A 16,400-nucleotide genomic window follows, 5' to 3' on the forward strand; every position below is an offset into this window, starting at 1 on the left:
ATAATAAAGTTTGTAAATTAATTCACAAAGGAATTGAACGGAGGAAGCACTTCATGATTAAGACAGAAAAAAATCAAACAAGCAAAGTTACTGATGAAGTTGATCAATTAGTTCAACGTTCTAAGAAAGCATTAGCTATTTTGAAGTCATATACCCAAGCACAAATCGATGATTTATGTGAAAAGGTTGCGGTTGCCGCACTGGACAATCATATGAAGTTAGCCAAGTTGGCGGTTGAGGAAACCGGTCGGGGTGTTGTTGAAGATAAGGCGATTAAGAACATCTACGCCAGCGAATATATCTGGAACAGCATGCGCCATGATAAGACAGTCGGCGTCATTAAAGAAGACGATGAAGAGCAACTAATGGAAATTGCTGAACCAGTTGGTATCGTAGCCGGGGTTACACCCGTAACGAATCCAACTTCAACAACGGTTTTCAAGACGTTGATCTCATTAAAGGGGCGTAACACGATCGTCTTTGGTTTCCATCCTCAAGCTCAGAAATGTAGTTCTGCGGCTGCTGATGTGATGCGGGAAGCGATTAAAGCTGCTGGTGGTCCAGCTGATGCTGTTTTATACATCGAACACCCAAGCATTGAAGCAACCGACGCCTTGATGTACCATACGGATGTTGCGACGATCTTGGCTACCGGTGGTCCAAGTATGGTGACAGCCGCTTACTCATCAGGTAAACCAGCACTGGGTGTTGGTCCTGGTAACGGCCCAACTTATGTTGAAAAAACAGCTGACATTAAGCAGGCGGTTAACGACATTGTTTTATCGAAGACGTTTGATAATGGGATGATTTGTGCTTCTGAAAATAGTGCCATTATCGACAAGGAAATTTATGCTGAAGTTAAAGCTGAATTTATTCGTTTGGGTTGCTACTACGTTAAACCTAAAGATGTGCAAGCCTTGAGTGATGCTGTCATTGATCCTAACCGGCACACAGTTCGTGGTCCAGTTGCTGGTAAAACAGCTTATCAAATCGCACAAATGGCTGGCTTGAAAGATGTCGCTAAGGACTGCCGGGTCTTGATTGCGGAGATTAATGGTGTCGGTATCAAGTACCCATTATCCGGCGAAAAATTATCACCAGTTCTGACCGTTTACAAAGCGGATTCGCATGAAGCGGCGTTCAAACGGGCTAATGAATTACTTCACTATGGTGGCTTAGGCCATACTGCTGGGATTCATACGACCGATGATGCATTGGTCAAAGAATTTGGCTTACAAATGCCAGCTTGCCGGATCTTAGTTAACACGCCATCTTCAGTTGGTGGGTTAGGTAACATCTACAATAACATGGCGCCTTCATTAACTCTGGGCACGGGATCATATGGTGGCAACTCGATTTCTCATAACGTTACAGATATGGATCTGATTAATATCAAAACTGTGGCAAAACGGCGTAATAACATGCAATGGGTCAAAATGCCTCCCAAAGTCTACTTCGAACGCAATTCCGTTCGCTACTTGGAACACATGGCCGGGATTAAGAAGGTTTTCCTAGTTTGTGATCCTGGGATGGTTGAATTTGGCTATGCTGATCGAGTAACGGCGGTCTTGAACAAGCGGACTGATCCGGTTGATATCGACATCTTCTCAGAAGTTGAACCGAACCCGTCGACTGACACAGTCTACAAAGGGGTTGCCCGGATGAAGGCCTTTAAGCCAGATACAATCATTGCACTCGGTGGTGGTTCTGCAATGGACGCCGCTAAGGGGATGTGGCTCTTCTATGAACACCCAGAAGCTTCCTTCTTAGGTGCTAAACAGAAGTTCCTGGATATCCGGAAGCGGACGTACAAAGTACCAGTATCCGAAAAAGTAACTTATATTGGGATTCCAACGACTTCTGGGACTGGTTCTGAAGTAACGCCATACGCGGTTATTACGGACTCCAAGACGCACGTCAAATACCCGATTACGGACTACGCAATGCAACCAGATATTGCGATCGTTGACCCACAATTTGTTGAAACGGTGCCAAAGCGGACGACGGCTTGGACTGGTCTCGACGTAATTACCCACGCAACCGAAGCATATGTTTCAACGATGGCTTCTGACTTCACACGCGGCTGGTCAATTCAAGCTTTGCAATTAGCCTTCAAGTACTTGAAAGCTTCTTATGATGGTGACAAGATGGCTCGTGAGAAGATGCACAATGCCTCAACGCTAGCTGGGATGGCCTTTGCCAATGCCTTCTTGGGTATCAACCACTCGATCGCCCATAAATTAGGCGGGGAATTCAACTTACCACACGGATTGGCAATTGCGATCACTTATCCGCAAGTCGTTCGTTACAATGCTGAAATCCCAACGAAGTTAGCAATGTGGCCGAAGTACAACCATAATACTGCCTTAGCCGACTATGCCAACATTGCCCGGGCCTTAGGGTTACCAGGCAAGACCGACGAAGAACTCAAAGAAAGCTTAGTTAAAGCTTACATTGACTTGGCTCATTCAATGGATGTGACCTTATCCTTGAAAGCCAACCGGGTCGAAAAGAAGCACTTTGACGCCACCGTCGACGAATTAGCCGAACTGGCCTATGAAGACCAATGCACGACCGCTAACCCACGCGAACCTTTAATCAGTGAATTAAAGGCGATTATTGAACGTGAATGGGACGGCCAAGGTACTGAAAAATAGCCCTTTGTGAATTAAGGGAGCCCGCGCTCATGATGAGCGCGGGCTTTTTTGTCATGTGGTTTTAGAATAACTACCTGGAAAGTTTTTACTGTTTGTTTTCAGAGGAGGAGAAAATGAAGACTTGATATGGATAAATTATCGGCTTGCACACTATATAGATATACTTATAGGTGTACTAAATATTTTTGAGATTCGGTTAGGAAAATTCGGCGTTCTAGGCTACAATAATGCAAGAGTTAATTTTACGGAGGAGAAGCCCATGAAAAATAAGGCAGTCACAATCAAAGATGTTGCGCGCCTTGCAGAACGCTCAATTGCGACCGTGTCACAAATTTTAAACGGGCATGGTGATAAGTTTAGTGCGGCGACGGTTGCTAAGGTGGAAGCGGCCCGGGATGAATTAAATTATGAGCCTGATTACTTTGCTCAGCGGATGATTAAGAAGACCAGCAAAACAATTGGGGTCCTTGTGCCTGATATTCGGAATCCCTTTTTTGGTGAGCTGCTTCGAGGCATTGAAAACGTCTTGTATCAGCAAAATTTCATCACGATGTTGTGTAATGCTGATCTGGATGAAGACAAAGAACGCGTCTATTTGGATGAACTCAGCCGCCGGGGTGTGGATGGCTTTATTATCGCAAGTTCGGCCGTTTCCAATAATGCGATTAATGATATTCTACGGCAGAAGGGTCACCCATTTATCGTCTTAGACCAAAAGCGCGCCGAAGGGTTCAGCGATTCTGTGTTGACTGATGACTATGATGGGGGGCGGCAAGCTGCTCAACACTTAAAAGATTTGGGACACCGGCAAGTCGCCGTTCTTATTCCAGCAAAACCGTCAGCCAATGTCCAAAAGCGGCTTAGTGGTTTTTATAGTGTGTATCCGCGGACAGCGGTACATGTCATCGCGACGCCGCTTTCTAAAGTGGGTGGTCGCCAAGTTGTTCCGGAAATTTTGGCGACTGGAGTTACGGGGATCTTTGCAGTCAATGACGAAATCGCATTCGGTGTATACTTAGGCATGGCTGAACATGATAAGCGGATACCGGATGATTACAGTGTCATTGGCTATGACGATGTCGAAATGTGCCAATATGTCGCGCCACAGCTTACAACCATCGCACAACCGATTTTTGAGTTGGGGCAAACGACAGCCAACCAGTTACTCGACCGTATTGCTAATCCGCAGCAGCCATGGGAAGAACACCACTTACCAGTTAAATTAATTGAAAGAAATTCGACGGCACATTTGAATTAATTATTCAGATGTGTTATATTTTTTACGAGTTATTAAAACGTTTTCATAAAACGTTTTAATAAAAACTAAATTCAGATTAATTTAACTATTTGGAGGGACCATTATGAATACGGTAACCGTTATTGGGAGTATCAACTTAGACCGGACGATTCGGGTTGAAAACATGCCAAAGCCTGGCGAAACGATTCACACTAAGGAAATCTTTTCAGCCGGTGGTGGTAAGGGCGCGAACCAGGCCGTCGCAGCGCAACGTTCTGGTGCTAATACCCACTTTATTGGTGCGGTTGGTGACGATGCTGCTGGTAAAACCATGCTTGATTTATTGACGCAGGAAAAGATCAACTTGGCAGGGATCACAAAGATGACTAATCAATCGACAGGTCAAGCTTACGTCACGGTTGATGATGCCGGTGAAAACCAAATTATGATTCATGGTGGTGCCAACATGGCCTTTACGCCAGCAGACGTTGAAGCCCACCGTGATATCATTGAAACTAGTGATTTTGTGGTTGCACAATTTGAAAGCGCTGTCGATAGTACGGTCGAAGCCTTTAAAATTGCACAGGCCGCTGGCGTAAGAACAATCTTGAATCCCGCTCCAGCCATGGAAAAAGTCCCCGCTGAACTTTTAGCAGTTACTGACATGATTGTACCAAATGAGACGGAAACGGAAACTTTGACTGGGATTGCAATCACCGATGAAGCCAGCATGTTAAAGGCGTCCGCTGCATTACACGCCCTCGGTATTTCAGCTGTTATCATTACGATTGGTAGTAAGGGTGCGTTTTATGATATCGATGGGCGACATGGTATCGTACCAGCTTTTAAAGTCGAAGCCGTGGATACGACTTCAGCCGGAGATACGTTTATTGGCGCGATGAGTAGTGTGTTAAATAAAGATTTTAGTAATCTTGAAGATGCGATTCGCTATGGTAACCGGGCGTCATCGATTGCCGTACAACGTTTCGGTGCGCAACCATCAATTCCTTATAAAAATGAAATTACAGCCGCGGAGGGTAAATAATTATGAAAAAAACAAAAGTTATTAATTCAGATTTGTCACGAGTTATTGCAACGATGGGCCATTTCGATAAGTTGAGTATTGGTGATGCTGGCATGCCAGTACCAAGTTCAACCGAAAAAATCGATTTAGCCGTTGATAATGGTATTCCTAGTTTTATGCAAGTCTTGAATAACGTCTTGGAAGAGCTTGAAGTACAACGAATCTATTTGGCAGAAGAAATTAAAGTTCAAAATCCTAAGATGTTGACGGCCATCAAGAAGCGCTTACCAGACACCCCAATTACCTTCATTCCACATGAAGAAATGAAGAAGGACTTGGCTGACTGCAAGGCCTTTGTTCGGACTGGTGAAATGACACCTTATTCAAATATTTTATTGGAAAGTGGCGTTACTTTTTAAAGTAGTTGGTGATTAATGGAGGGATTGGAATGAATACTACCGCTTTACTAATTGGCTTAGGGCCGTTACTTGGTTGGGGACTTTACCCCACGATTGCGTCGAAAATTGGTGGTCGGCCTGTTAATCAGATCTTGGGTTCAACTATTGGAACGTTAATCTTTGCGCTGATTTATGCATGGGTGCAAGGGATTGCTTTTCCAAGCGGCATGAATCTCTGGTTTTCAATTCTATCAGGGATCGGTTGGGCAAGTGCCCAAATCGTGACATTTAAAGTGTTTACGATGGTTGGTTCTTCACGAGCAATGCCAATTACGACGGCCTTCCAGCTGTTGGGCGCATCACTGTGGGGCGTCTTCGCCTTAGGTGACTGGCCTGGGGCAATGGACAAGGTCTTGGGTGGCCTAGCCTTAGTTGGAATTATCATTGGTGCCTGGCTAACAGTGTGGTCTGAACATAAGGATGCAGGTAACGCCCGGACCTTACGCCAAGCTGTTATCTGGTTAGCAGTTGGTGAAATCGGGTACTGGGCTTATTCGGCTGCGCCCCAAGCAACCAATATTGGTGGGGAGGAAGCCTTCGTTCCCCAAGCAATTGGGATGGTTATTGTTTCGATCGTATATGCCCTGTTCTTAGCATCACGAGGTGAAAAGTTAGCCCTCGTTGAAGGGGTGTCATACACGCACATCATCTCAGGTTTCTTCTTCGCGTTTGCGGCGTTGACTTACTTAATCTCTGCGCAACCAAATATGAACGGATTAGCAACCGGCTTTATTCTTTCACAAACCTCCGTTGTATTGGCAACGTTAACCGGTATTTGGTTCTTAGGCCAAAAGAAGACTACCAAAGAAATGTGGGTCACGATTGGTGGACTGATACTAATTATTGCGGCAGCAGCTGTTACGGTGACGATTTAAAACAAATTAATATGGCTATAAGACTATTTAATAGAGTCGCTTTGAAGGAGTTATACGCTTCTTTAAAGCGACTCTATTTTTACGGTTATTGATTACAATGGTCGATTACAAAATTTGCTTTATGATATGGCGATAATGAAAATAATTCGGCATAATATTTATAGTTTATGTCAGACATCTAAATGTTTGATGAATCATTAGTCCATTAATTTAAAAAGCCAATGAAAAAAGAGTGCATTAATAATGTATGCGCTTTCGTATATATTTATCTGTGAAGAAAAGAAATGATTAAGGAGCGATTTTGATGAATAATTCATGGATTAATATTTCGGGTAAGGTATACGTTGTTACTGGGGGCTCATCCGGTATTGGTAAAGCAATTGTAACTGAATTATTGAATAACGGGGCGATTGTTTATAATGCTGACCTCAATCAAGGTGATCAGCAAAATGATAATTTACACTTTGTTGAAACCAATGTCACAGATGCGGAAGCGGTTAATCGGCTGGTCTTAAAGGTTGTTGATGAACAAGGAAAAATTGACGGGCTTGTAAATAATGCTGGTATCAATTTGCCACGTTTATTGGCTGACGCCAAGGATCCTCACGGTAAGTATGAATTTGCAGAATCGGATTTTGCGAAAATGTTTGCCGTGAACGTGAAAAGCGTCTTCCTTGTATCGCAGGCAGTTACCCATCAATTCGAGAAGCAACAGTACGGTGTTATTGTTAATATGTCCTCAGAAGCTGGACTTGAAGGTTCACAAGGACAGAGTGTTTATTCAGCAACTAAGGGAGCGATTAATGGGTTCACTCGTTCGTGGGCTAAAGAATTAGGTGAACATAATATTCGGGTCGTTGGTGTCGCGCCAGGTATTATGGAAGCTACTGGGCTAAGAACACGCTCTTATGAAGAGGCGTTAGCTTATACCCGGCATAAAACTGTTGATGACATTCGGGCAGGCTATAAGAGTACGTCAACCACACCTCTTGGTCGGAGTGGCAAACTATCAGAAGTTGCGGATGCAGTTAACTATTTACTATCAGAACGTGCCAGTTACATTACCGGGGTTACGATTAACGTTGCGGGAGGCAAGAGTCGTGGTTAACCTTTAAATTTTAGTTGGGGGCATGGTGAGGCAATGGATAGGCAAAGTTTTGAAATATTAAACTTTTTTATTAATAATGATGCATTGACACTAAGAGAATTACAATCCCATTTTTCTGTTTCGAGAGTCACAATTACCAAGAATATTCGTGCAATCAATGATTATTTGGTGGGTATTGCAAAAATCAACGTTAATCAAGCCAAGTTTTACCTAGTTATCAATAATTATTCTGCCATGGCTAAGCTACAAACTAATTTCTTGAAAAAGGATTTAGATTTCAATGATCCCTCAAAGCGACAAGCAACGATTTTAAAAGAATTGTTACAGCAAATCACGGATTACGTTATTCTGGATGATTTGGCAGAATCATTGGCTGTGAGTCGTGGCACTATCAATAAGGATTTAAAAGCGCTCAAACAACAGCTTGATTATTACCAAGTCAGAATTGAGACAAAAACTAATCGTGGGATTCATTTAGCGGTTGAACATGATTATATGTATGCAGTAATTACACGAACTTTAGTCGGGAAATACTACGAACTGGAAGCAACCTGGGATAAAGCGACAGATGTCAAATTGCTTAATCTTGTTAAAAAACTTGATCATAATAATGATACTGTGACCATGATTAAAAGAAATATTGCGGTTATTAATTGGTTACGTAAATATAACATTCAAATCAATGATCGTATTAATAACTATCATCCACTTCTTAGTGATGTAACGATGGCGTCCTTGCGGAATCTAGTTACTGAGATAATTGGTAGCTCGTTAAGCACTAGCGAATGGGAATTTATTTCATACCCATTAAACATCAGAAAGCTACCGAAGGATGATAATCAGTTAGTTCAAGTGGGATTGGTCGAAGTTGAGGATTTAATGCAGTCGGTTTTTCCAATCCTTAAGCAAAAATTAGATGTGAATTTGGACTTTAAACGGTTGTTGATGGAGTTGCGATATCATTTATTATTTCTCATTAATCGGGCTATTTTTGATGTCAAGTCAGAAGGATTTATCTCGGTAGACATGTTAAGTAAGTATCCAGTTTCAACGGAGTTAGCGCAATTAACATTATCAACCATTGCCACTAAATTGAATATTCGGATTCGTTCCCAGGAGGTTGGTTATTTAACAGTCTATTTTCAGATGGAGCTTGAAGAATACATGGCAGCGCCAATTATTCATCGGGTTGCACTAGTTGAGCCCATTAATACTAGTATGAAAAAGTTTATTTCCGAGAAATTGAAAGAAATGTTAGATGATGATTTGCAGATTGATGTTTTTAACTCAATTAGTGAATGGGAGCAGAGTCCAGAAAAATATTTACTGATTTTTTCTAACAGTTTTTTAACAGATAATGAATTAATTAACCACGCGCCTATTATTCGGTTGAATTCTATTTTTAATCAAGGAACGTTACGTGAACGTCTTCAAATTTCGTTGGTTGATGAAGCTGTTAATCAGGGGCAGTGTCGATTTGATGTCACGCAGTTTGATGAACAGGAGACCTACGTCACTGGAGTGAAAAAATTAATTAATCAAGAGATACAACATGGTCAACTGACACCAGATTTTATGCAAGCTTGGCTTAATCGAGAGCAACAATCGAGTAGTATTTTTGGTGATGGGGTTGCATTGCCACACGTTATTGATAAATCTGGACTAAATCGAATCCTTGTAACAGTAGGAGTGTTTGAAAAACCGGTAGTATTCGATAATCAAAAGGTAAACGTGGTTTTTTTGGTCGCAATTCCGTATAAACTAGATGCAACATTAAGCAAAATATTAGCACAAGTATACGATCTAATTCGCAGTATCACAGCTAACAGCAATATTTATAATAACTTGAAAAATTATGATGAAAATCAAGGATTAAATCAGTTGATGGAGGCGATTTAATGTTAATTTATTTTGGCGTGATCCTAGTCAGTGCGTTTCTATTACAAGGTTTCCTTGGACTAAGACAAATTAAGAATTTTTCTAAAACCTTTCATCAATTACGAGTGTTGGCGCCAGTAGCAATTGGCAAAAATCCTAAAAAATTACGGTCGGGGACACTAATTCTATTAGCGATAAAGGATGACGGCACGATCTTAGAGGCTCAAATGATGAAGGGGGTTACGATTTTTGCAAAGTTTAGGGAATTGCATCAACTTCGGCAGAAAAATATTGCGGAAATTGCTGCTTCATACCAGCAATTAAAACAATTCGATAAGCTAACGCGAGTTTGTCTATTGGATGCCTATAAGAACTATTTAAATTACAAAGCAAATCAGCTAACGCCACAAGATTTCGATGGTAGTGTCAAAATTTGGAGCCTACCAATGATTGAAAAGCTGAAATCTATTTATTATAAAGGCTTAGCAAGTTTGCGAAAAAAACAAGTGAACGTAAAGGAGCATTAATACTATGAAAGTAGTCACAGATTTGGCCTCGGGCTTTATGGGGCTGTTTCAGAGTGGTGGTAAAACATTAATTGGATGGATGACATCAATTATTCCTGTTGTGCTATTGCTGTTAGTCTTGATGAACGCGATTATTGCCTTTGTTGGTGACAAGAAGATGGCCAAGTTGGCCAGAGCTTCGTCAAAGAATCCTGTAACCCGTTATTTAATTTTACCGTTTGTTTCGGCATTTATGCTCGGTAATCCTATGGCGCACTCAATGGGACGGTTCTTGCCAGAATACTATAAACCTAGTTGGTATGCATCGATTGCTCAATTTTGCCACACTAGTAATGGGGTATTCCCACATATCAATCCTTCCGAGTATTTCATTTGGTTAGGGATTGCGCAAGGGGTTCAGAAGTTAGGATTGAATACAATGGATTTGGCGATTCGATATCTATTAGTCGGCCTAGTAATGAACTTTATCGGTGGTTGGATTACTGACTTTACAACAGCCTATGTCTGCAAACAACAAGGGATTACCTTGTCCAAGAAAGTTGAATTTAACGGCTAATTGAGAGAGTGAGGAATGAGATCATGGCAAAGGAATATCATAGTATCAAAGTTGTTAAAGGCTCTGGTGGCTGGGGTGGCCCGCTAATTATTACACCAACTATCACGAAGCATAAATTTGTTTATGTCACTGGAGGTAATAAACCAGCAATTGTTGATAAGATTGCTAAGTTGACAGGAATGGAAGCTGTTGATGGCTTTAAGACGTCAATTCCTGATGAAGAAACAGCATTAGCGGTTGTAGACTGTGGTGGGACATTAAGGTGTGGAATTTATCCCAAGAAGGGTATCAAAACAATTAACGTATTACCGACTGGTAAGAGCGGTCCCTTAGCGCAATTTATGAATGAAGCTAATTATGTTTCCAATGTAGATGTTGATCAGATTATGTTGGTAACATCTGAGGAGGAGCAATTTTCTGACAGTCAAAATGAAAGCGCTAACCAATTTGAGAATGTAGATGACGATACGAAATTCGATAATACAAAGACACTAACAGCACAAACAAAAAATCCTGGGATCTTAACTAAGATTGGGATTGGTGCTGGGCGAGTCGTTTCGACGTTTAATCAGGCCGCAAAAGATGCTGTTCAAACAGTTATTAATACTATTATTCCATTTATGGCATTTGTGGCATTAATTATTGGGATTATTAATGGCTCTGGAATTGGTAAGGTTTTTGCCAGTGTCATGGAGCCGTTAGCAGGCAATGTCTGGGGCTTGATGGTTTTAGGATTTATTTGCTCATTACCATTCTTATCTCCATTGCTTGGGCCAGGCGCAGTTATCGGTCAAGTTATCGGGACCTTGATTGGCGTTGAAATCGGGAAAGGTAATATTCCACCACAGTATGCATTACCAGCATTATTCGCGATTAACACGCAAAATGGTTGTGACTTTATTCCAGTTGGCTTAGGACTAGCTGAGGCTGATTCTAAGACGGTTGAAGTTGGGGTGCCATCAGTGTTATATAGTCGGTTTATCAACGGCGTTCCGCGGGTCTTTATTGCTTGGATTGCAAGTTTTGGATTATATTCAAAATAAATTTTTAGAAGGTTTGAGGTGTATTGTATGATGACAAAAGAGAGAATTATCTTTTCAACAAAGGTCTTAGAAATAGGTGCGGAATCTGCTGATTTTAAATCGATTGGCATGGCAGTATTATTTGGTGATGAAGCTCCAGACGCATTACGGCCTTCTTGCTTTATTATCGAAGTTGTCCCAATAAGTGAGCAAATCACAGCAGGAATGAAACTTGAAGTCGACAATCAAGTCTATCAAATTACAGCAGTTGGTGGTGAAGTCCAGACTAACCTTGGAAGATTAGGCCATACGGCTATTAGTTTTACGGGTGCAAAGGAGGCTAAATTGCCTGGGACGTTATATGTTGAGCAGGGCGATTATCCTGATTTTAAAGTCGGTAGCGTGGTACGGATTATAGCTGAATAATTAACTTGGCAGATGCTATTTTGCTCTGTGTCGAATTGAGTTAAGGTCATGTTTTGAAAGCGGTAGTTAGTTTTCGAAGAATGGCTAGCTTCTAAACATGCAGACATTGTTGGAAGTATGCCCCTGTAAAACATACACTAATTACTAAAATTGTTTAAAAAACGAATGTATGAGATACTAATTTTCAACAGCGATGGTGGTTCATCAAGGCAAGCAGACTAGCGCTGTTGTTGATCTACAATGCGTTTGAATCGTGATTAAGTGGTAAAAAGCATGAGTTTATGACCACTTGAATGTAAGCGTTTGCTATGGTAATATTCGTTTATTAAATTGTGCGTAATTAAATTGTGCATGAAATGGGGGCTTTATTATGGTTATGAAACAAACAAAACAAACTAACATACTAGCAGGTGCAGCAGTTATTAAAGTTTTAGAAGCTTGGGGAGTAGATCATTTGTATGGTATTCCTGGAGGTTCAATTAATTCAATTATGGACGCATTATCAGCAGAAAGGGATCGAATCCATTATATTCAAGTACGGCATGAAGAAGTTGGTGCAATGGCCGCCGCTGCTGATGCTAAGCTAACGGGTAAAATCGGGGTTTGCTTCGGCTCAGCGGGACCTGGTGGCACTCATCTTATGAATGGGTTATATGATGCGCGTGAAGACCATGTCCCTGTTCTAGCACTTATTGGTCAATTTGGAACTACTGGGATGAACATGGATACGTTCCAAGAAATGAATGAGAATCCGATTTATGCGGACGTTGCAGATTATAATGTAACAGCCGTCAATGCTGCCACGTTGCCACATGTTATTGACGAAGCAATTCGACGCGCCTACGCGCACCAAGGTGTTGCGGTTGTGCAAATTCCAGTCGATTTACCATGGCAACAGATTCCAGCTGAAGATTGGTATGCTTCCGCTAATAGTTATCAAACGCCGTTATTACCAGAACCCGACGTTCAAGCAGTGACGAGATTGACACAGACTTTACTCGCAGCTGAACGGCCACTTATTTACTATGGCATTGGAGCTCGTAAGGCTGGTAAAGAACTCGAACAATTGAGTAAAACGTTGAAAATTCCATTAATGAGTACGTATCCAGCTAAGGGTATTGTCGCGGATCGTTATCCAGCCTATTTGGGTTCTGCTAATCGGGTGGCACAAAAACCGGCGAATGAGGCACTTGCGCAAGCCGACGTTGTTTTATTTGTTGGTAATAATTATCCGTTTGCAGAAGTTTCCAAAGCGTTTAAAAATACGCGTTATTTCTTACAAATTGATATTGATCCAGCTAAGTTAGGTAAACGACATAAAACAGATATTGCGGTACTTGCTGATGCACAAAAAACGCTGGCTGCAATTTTAGCACAGGTATCTGAACGGGAGTCGACACCTTGGTGGCAAGCCAATTTAGCCAATGTTAAAAATTGGCGGGCTTATCTAGCTTCATTAGAAGATAAGCAGGAAGGGCCTTTACAAGCATATCAAGTGCTACGTGCGGTTAATAAAATTGCGGAGCCTGATGCAATCTATTCGATTGATGTTGGTGATATCAATTTGAATGCGAATCGACATTTGAAATTAACGCCATCCAATCGGCACATTACTTCTAACTTATTTGCTACGATGGGAGTTGGTATTCCGGGAGCAATTGCTGCCAAACTTAATTATCCTGAGCGGCAGGTGTTTAATCTGGCTGGTGATGGTGGCGCTTCGATGACCATGCAAGATTTGGCGACGCAAGTTCAATACCATTTACCAGTGATTAATGTTGTTTTCACCAACTGCCAATATGGATTTATCAAAGATGAGCAGGAAGATACTAATCAGAATGATTTTATTGGCGTTGAATTCAATGATATTGATTTTAGTAAGATTGCCGATGGCGTGCACATGCAAGCTTTTCGAGTTAATAAGATTGAGCAATTACCTGATGTTTTTGAACAAGCCAAAGCAATCGCTCAGCATGAACCAGTTCTGATTGATGCGGTGATTACAGGAGATCGGCCACTGCCTGCTGAAAAGCTTCGTTTAGATTCGGCAATGAGTTCGGCAGCTGATATTGAAGCATTTAAACAACGGTATGAAGCTCAAGATTTACAACCACTTTCAACTTATTTAAAACAATTTGGCTTAGATGATTTGCAACATCAAATTGGACAGGGTGGGTTTTAAATTCAGCTACTATCGGTGTCTTGAATAAGTTTGATTGAATTAATGGAGATTATCAAATAATCTTATGTTGCGATTAGGGAAAGAAGCCTAACTTATTTCCTTAATCGCTTTTATGTTCATGCTAGATGTGCTAAAATAAGTAACAATAGAGATGGATATGGGAGGTGTCTAGATGGCTAATACACAATTAAGTGATGCGACGCATATTATGGCATATATTGCGTTGCATACTGATGACCAGCTGAAAAGTGAGCATATTGCTAGTAGTTTAAATACGGATCCTACCATGGTCAGAAGAATGATGAGTAAGTTAAGAAAAGCAGGCTTGTTAACTTCGGTTCGTGGCGTTGCTAGACCAACATTAGCTTGTTCGCCCAATGATATTACCTTGAAGGATATCTATGTAGCAGTGGTGGCTAAGCGTAATTTTTTAAACGTTGACCATAATACTTCGGAGACGTGTCCGGTCGGGTCGGTAATTCCGCGAGTGATGGAAAAATACTACTGTGATATTCAGAATAGTGCTGAGGCACGTATGTCGCGAGTGACGCTGCAAGATATTATTGATGACATTAGCGCTGTTCAACAACAAGCATAATTTAAGATAAAGACTTGACAAGGATCAAGTTTTTATTTAGGATATGGTTGTGCTTAAAAAAGTAACAACAAAAAGAGGGTAATGGAAATGACTAAAATTAAAGCAGGACAAGCATTGGCACAAGTGTTGGTTGACTGGAACATTGATCATATCTATGGTATTACAGCTGACTCGATTAATAATACGGTAGATGGGTTCTACCAAGAGAAAGACCACTTGAAGTATATTCAAGTACGTCATGAAGAAGTTGGTGCTTTAGCTGCCGCGGCAGATGCTAAATTAACGGGGACGATTGGTGTTAGCTTTGGTTCAGCAGGGCCAGGCGCCGTTCATCTCTTGAACGGATTATACGATGCCAAGATGGATCACGTACCGGTGCTAGCTTTAGTCGGTCAATCAGCAACATCCATTATGAATACGAACTTCTTTCAAGAAATGAACCAAGATCCAATTTTTGCAGATGTAGCCGAATTTCATAAACAAGTGACAACGGCTGAACAGATTCCATACGTGGTTGATGAAGCAATTAGATCAGCATACGCGACCCGTTCGGTTTCTGTTGTTATCATTCCAGATGATTTGTCTGGTCAAGATATTGAGTTTGATGGTTTTAAAACGGCTTCACTTAGCGGCAGTCAACAGGTCTTAATGCCGAAATCAGATGATGTTCAGCAGACGATAGCGGCTTTGAAAGCTGCTCAACACCCTGTTTTATGGATTGGTAAGGGTGCCTATAATGCGCGTCAAGAAGTTATCGCAGTTTCTGAAAAATTTAGTTTGCCGGTTTTGTCGACGGCTCCAGCAACTGGTATTATGCCAACTGACCATCCTAATTTCATGGGCTCTCGCGGTCGACTAGGAACTAAACCCGCCTTTGAAGTCTCGCAAGCGGCAGATCTAGTTTTGTTTGTTGGTACTAACTTTCCGTTTGCACGTTACTTGCCACAAGGAATTAAGTTTATTCAAGTCAATAACAATTTAGCAGATTTAGGCAAACAACATGATGCTGATATTACTGTTCTTGCAGATGCAAAAGAATTTTTCCAAGCATTACTTCAATCCGAAGTGACAATTAAGCCAACTAAGTTCTTGAAAGCTGCTCAACGTGATAAGCAAAACTGGAACCGGTGGCTCAAGACAATTGCTACTGATGATCAAGGAGGGTTGACGGCTGAAGGGGTGCTAGAAGCTATTAAAGACAATGCTACTGATGATGCCGTCTTTGGTCTGGATGTTGGGAATAATACGGAATGGGCAATCCGACAGTTACCATTGAATAAGCAACAGACTTTTACGATGTCGGCTTGGTATGGCACGATGGGTTTTGGTTTGCCAGCAGGTTTGGCCGCCCAATTGAATTATCCTAAGAAGCAGGTTTGGAGTATTTCTGGTGATGGTGGTTATGCCATGGTGATGCCAGACTTACTAACGGAAGTTAAATATCATTTGCCAGTCATTAACGTGGTTTTAGAAAACAAAGTATTAGGCTTTATTCAACATGAAAAGTTACTCGCTAATCAGGCGCCGTATGGGATTGACTTGATTGGTGCTGATTGGGCCAAGATGGCAGACAACATGGGTGCGATTGGTTTTAAAGTGACTAACCTTAAAGAGTTGAAAGCAACGTTTCAGAAAGTTACTCAACTACAGCAGAATGGTAATCAACTACCAATTGTGATTGATGCAAAAATTAAAAATGTTGATCCAATTGATACTAGTTTTGTTCCAGTAGATCCAGAAAACTTTGATGCAGATACGATTGCTAAGTATCGTGAACGATATGGTATCGCTGAAGCGGATCAACCGGCACTTAGCCAATTATTAAATGAATTATAAAGGGTTATGTAAAGGA

Annotated in this window: 14 protein-coding genes; all 14 read left to right on the top strand. The window is 41.4% G+C overall.

All coding sequences use genetic code 11. The annotated features are described in order from the left end of the window. Positions 1 to 53 precede the first annotated feature (53 nt). The 14 genes from adhE (at position 54) to ACWQAU_RS02365 (ending at position 16,384) form a co-directional block, all read left to right on the top strand. The gene (gene adhE, locus ACWQAU_RS02300; RefSeq protein WP_027821609.1) at positions 54 to 2,657 is read left to right on the top strand and encodes a bifunctional acetaldehyde-CoA/alcohol dehydrogenase; all 2,604 of its coding nucleotides are present in this window, start codon (positions 54 to 56) and stop codon (positions 2,655 to 2,657) included. Between the two features lie 259 nt (positions 2,658 to 2,916). Further along, entirely contained in the window at positions 2,917 to 3,915 is a 999-nt protein-coding gene (rbsR, locus tag ACWQAU_RS02305; RefSeq protein WP_003643604.1) for a ribose utilization transcriptional repressor RbsR, read from the top strand. A gap of 103 nt (positions 3,916 to 4,018) precedes the next feature. Then, positions 4,019 to 4,939, top strand: coding sequence for a ribokinase (rbsK, locus tag ACWQAU_RS02310; RefSeq protein ID WP_013356083.1), 921 nt, complete (start codon positions 4,019 to 4,021; stop codon positions 4,937 to 4,939). A gap of 2 nt (positions 4,940 to 4,941) precedes the next feature. After that, positions 4,942 to 5,337 carry a D-ribose pyranase gene (gene rbsD / locus ACWQAU_RS02315; protein ID WP_003641603.1) on the top strand — a complete coding sequence of 132 codons (396 nt, stop codon included), beginning with the start codon at positions 4,942 to 4,944 and terminating at the stop codon, positions 5,335 to 5,337. 29 nt (positions 5,338 to 5,366) lie between these two features. Then, the gene (gene rbsU / locus ACWQAU_RS02320) at positions 5,367 to 6,251 is read left to right on the top strand and encodes a ribose/proton symporter RbsU (RefSeq protein WP_003641602.1); all 885 of its coding nucleotides are present in this window, start codon (positions 5,367 to 5,369) and stop codon (positions 6,249 to 6,251) included. A gap of 304 nt (positions 6,252 to 6,555) precedes the next feature. Then, positions 6,556 to 7,359 carry an SDR family oxidoreductase gene (locus ACWQAU_RS02325; protein WP_003641601.1) on the top strand — a complete coding sequence of 268 codons (804 nt, stop codon included), beginning with the start codon at positions 6,556 to 6,558 and terminating at the stop codon, positions 7,357 to 7,359. Between the two features lie 33 nt (positions 7,360 to 7,392). Beyond that, complete coding sequence (locus ACWQAU_RS02330) at positions 7,393 to 9,258, top strand: BglG family transcription antiterminator (protein ID WP_027821611.1); 1,866 nt, start codon at positions 7,393 to 7,395, stop codon at positions 9,256 to 9,258. Further along, positions 9,258 to 9,764, top strand: a complete 507-nt coding sequence (locus ACWQAU_RS02335; RefSeq protein WP_003641599.1) for a transcriptional regulator GutM — start codon at positions 9,258 to 9,260, stop codon at positions 9,762 to 9,764. The genes ACWQAU_RS02330 and ACWQAU_RS02335 overlap by 1 nt, the downstream gene beginning before the upstream one ends. A gap of 4 nt (positions 9,765 to 9,768) precedes the next feature. Next, a complete protein-coding gene (gene srlA, locus ACWQAU_RS02340) occupies positions 9,769 to 10,320 on the top strand; it encodes a PTS glucitol/sorbitol transporter subunit IIC (RefSeq protein WP_003641598.1) in 552 nt (183 codons plus the stop codon). A gap of 23 nt (positions 10,321 to 10,343) precedes the next feature. Then, a complete protein-coding gene (srlE, locus tag ACWQAU_RS02345) occupies positions 10,344 to 11,363 on the top strand; it encodes a PTS glucitol/sorbitol transporter subunit IIB (RefSeq protein WP_015826192.1) in 1,020 nt (339 codons plus the stop codon). Between the two features lie 27 nt (positions 11,364 to 11,390). Further along, positions 11,391 to 11,768 (top strand): PTS glucitol/sorbitol transporter subunit IIA, encoded by a 378-nt coding sequence (locus ACWQAU_RS02350; protein ID WP_003641596.1) that lies wholly within the window; start codon positions 11,391 to 11,393, stop codon positions 11,766 to 11,768. A gap of 370 nt (positions 11,769 to 12,138) precedes the next feature. Then, positions 12,139 to 13,950 (top strand): pyruvate oxidase, encoded by a 1,812-nt coding sequence (spxB, locus tag ACWQAU_RS02355; RefSeq protein ID WP_015826157.1) that lies wholly within the window; start codon positions 12,139 to 12,141, stop codon positions 13,948 to 13,950. Between the two features lie 172 nt (positions 13,951 to 14,122). Continuing rightward, positions 14,123 to 14,548: an Rrf2 family transcriptional regulator gene (locus ACWQAU_RS02360; RefSeq protein WP_003642935.1), complete on the top strand. Its 426-nt coding sequence runs from the start codon at positions 14,123 to 14,125 to the stop codon at positions 14,546 to 14,548. Between the two features lie 81 nt (positions 14,549 to 14,629). Beyond that, the gene (locus ACWQAU_RS02365; protein WP_003642934.1) at positions 14,630 to 16,384 is read left to right on the top strand and encodes a thiamine pyrophosphate-dependent enzyme; all 1,755 of its coding nucleotides are present in this window, start codon (positions 14,630 to 14,632) and stop codon (positions 16,382 to 16,384) included. Positions 16,385 to 16,400: the final 16 nt, after the last annotated feature.

This window comes from Lactiplantibacillus sp. 3062 (assembly GCF_055413545.1).

Bases quoted from the DNA above. Each gene is read 5' to 3' on its own strand.
- ACWQAU_RS02365 (WP_003642934.1), top strand. From the start codon at position 14,630: ATGGAAATGACTAAAATTAAAGCAGGACAAGCATTGGCACAAGTGTTG.
- ACWQAU_RS02350 (WP_003641596.1), top strand. From the start codon at position 11,391: ATGATGACAAAAGAGAGAATTATCTTTTCAACAAAGGTCTTAGAAATA.
- ACWQAU_RS02360 (WP_003642935.1), top strand. From the start codon at position 14,123: ATGGCTAATACACAATTAAGTGATGCGACGCATATTATGGCATATATT.
- rbsD (WP_003641603.1), top strand. From the start codon at position 4,942: ATGAAAAAAACAAAAGTTATTAATTCAGATTTGTCACGAGTTATTGCA.
- srlA (WP_003641598.1), top strand. From the start codon at position 9,769: ATGAAAGTAGTCACAGATTTGGCCTCGGGCTTTATGGGGCTGTTTCAG.
- rbsU (WP_003641602.1), top strand. From the start codon at position 5,367: ATGAATACTACCGCTTTACTAATTGGCTTAGGGCCGTTACTTGGTTGG.
- rbsR (WP_003643604.1), top strand. From the start codon at position 2,917: ATGAAAAATAAGGCAGTCACAATCAAAGATGTTGCGCGCCTTGCAGAA.
- adhE (WP_027821609.1), top strand. From the start codon at position 54: ATGATTAAGACAGAAAAAAATCAAACAAGCAAAGTTACTGATGAAGTT.
- ACWQAU_RS02335 (WP_003641599.1), top strand. From the start codon at position 9,258: ATGTTAATTTATTTTGGCGTGATCCTAGTCAGTGCGTTTCTATTACAA.
- ACWQAU_RS02325 (WP_003641601.1), top strand. From the start codon at position 6,556: ATGAATAATTCATGGATTAATATTTCGGGTAAGGTATACGTTGTTACT.
- spxB (WP_015826157.1), top strand. From the start codon at position 12,139: ATGGTTATGAAACAAACAAAACAAACTAACATACTAGCAGGTGCAGCA.
- rbsK (WP_013356083.1), top strand. From the start codon at position 4,019: ATGAATACGGTAACCGTTATTGGGAGTATCAACTTAGACCGGACGATT.
- ACWQAU_RS02330 (WP_027821611.1), top strand. From the start codon at position 7,393: ATGGATAGGCAAAGTTTTGAAATATTAAACTTTTTTATTAATAATGAT.
- srlE (WP_015826192.1), top strand. From the start codon at position 10,344: ATGGCAAAGGAATATCATAGTATCAAAGTTGTTAAAGGCTCTGGTGGC.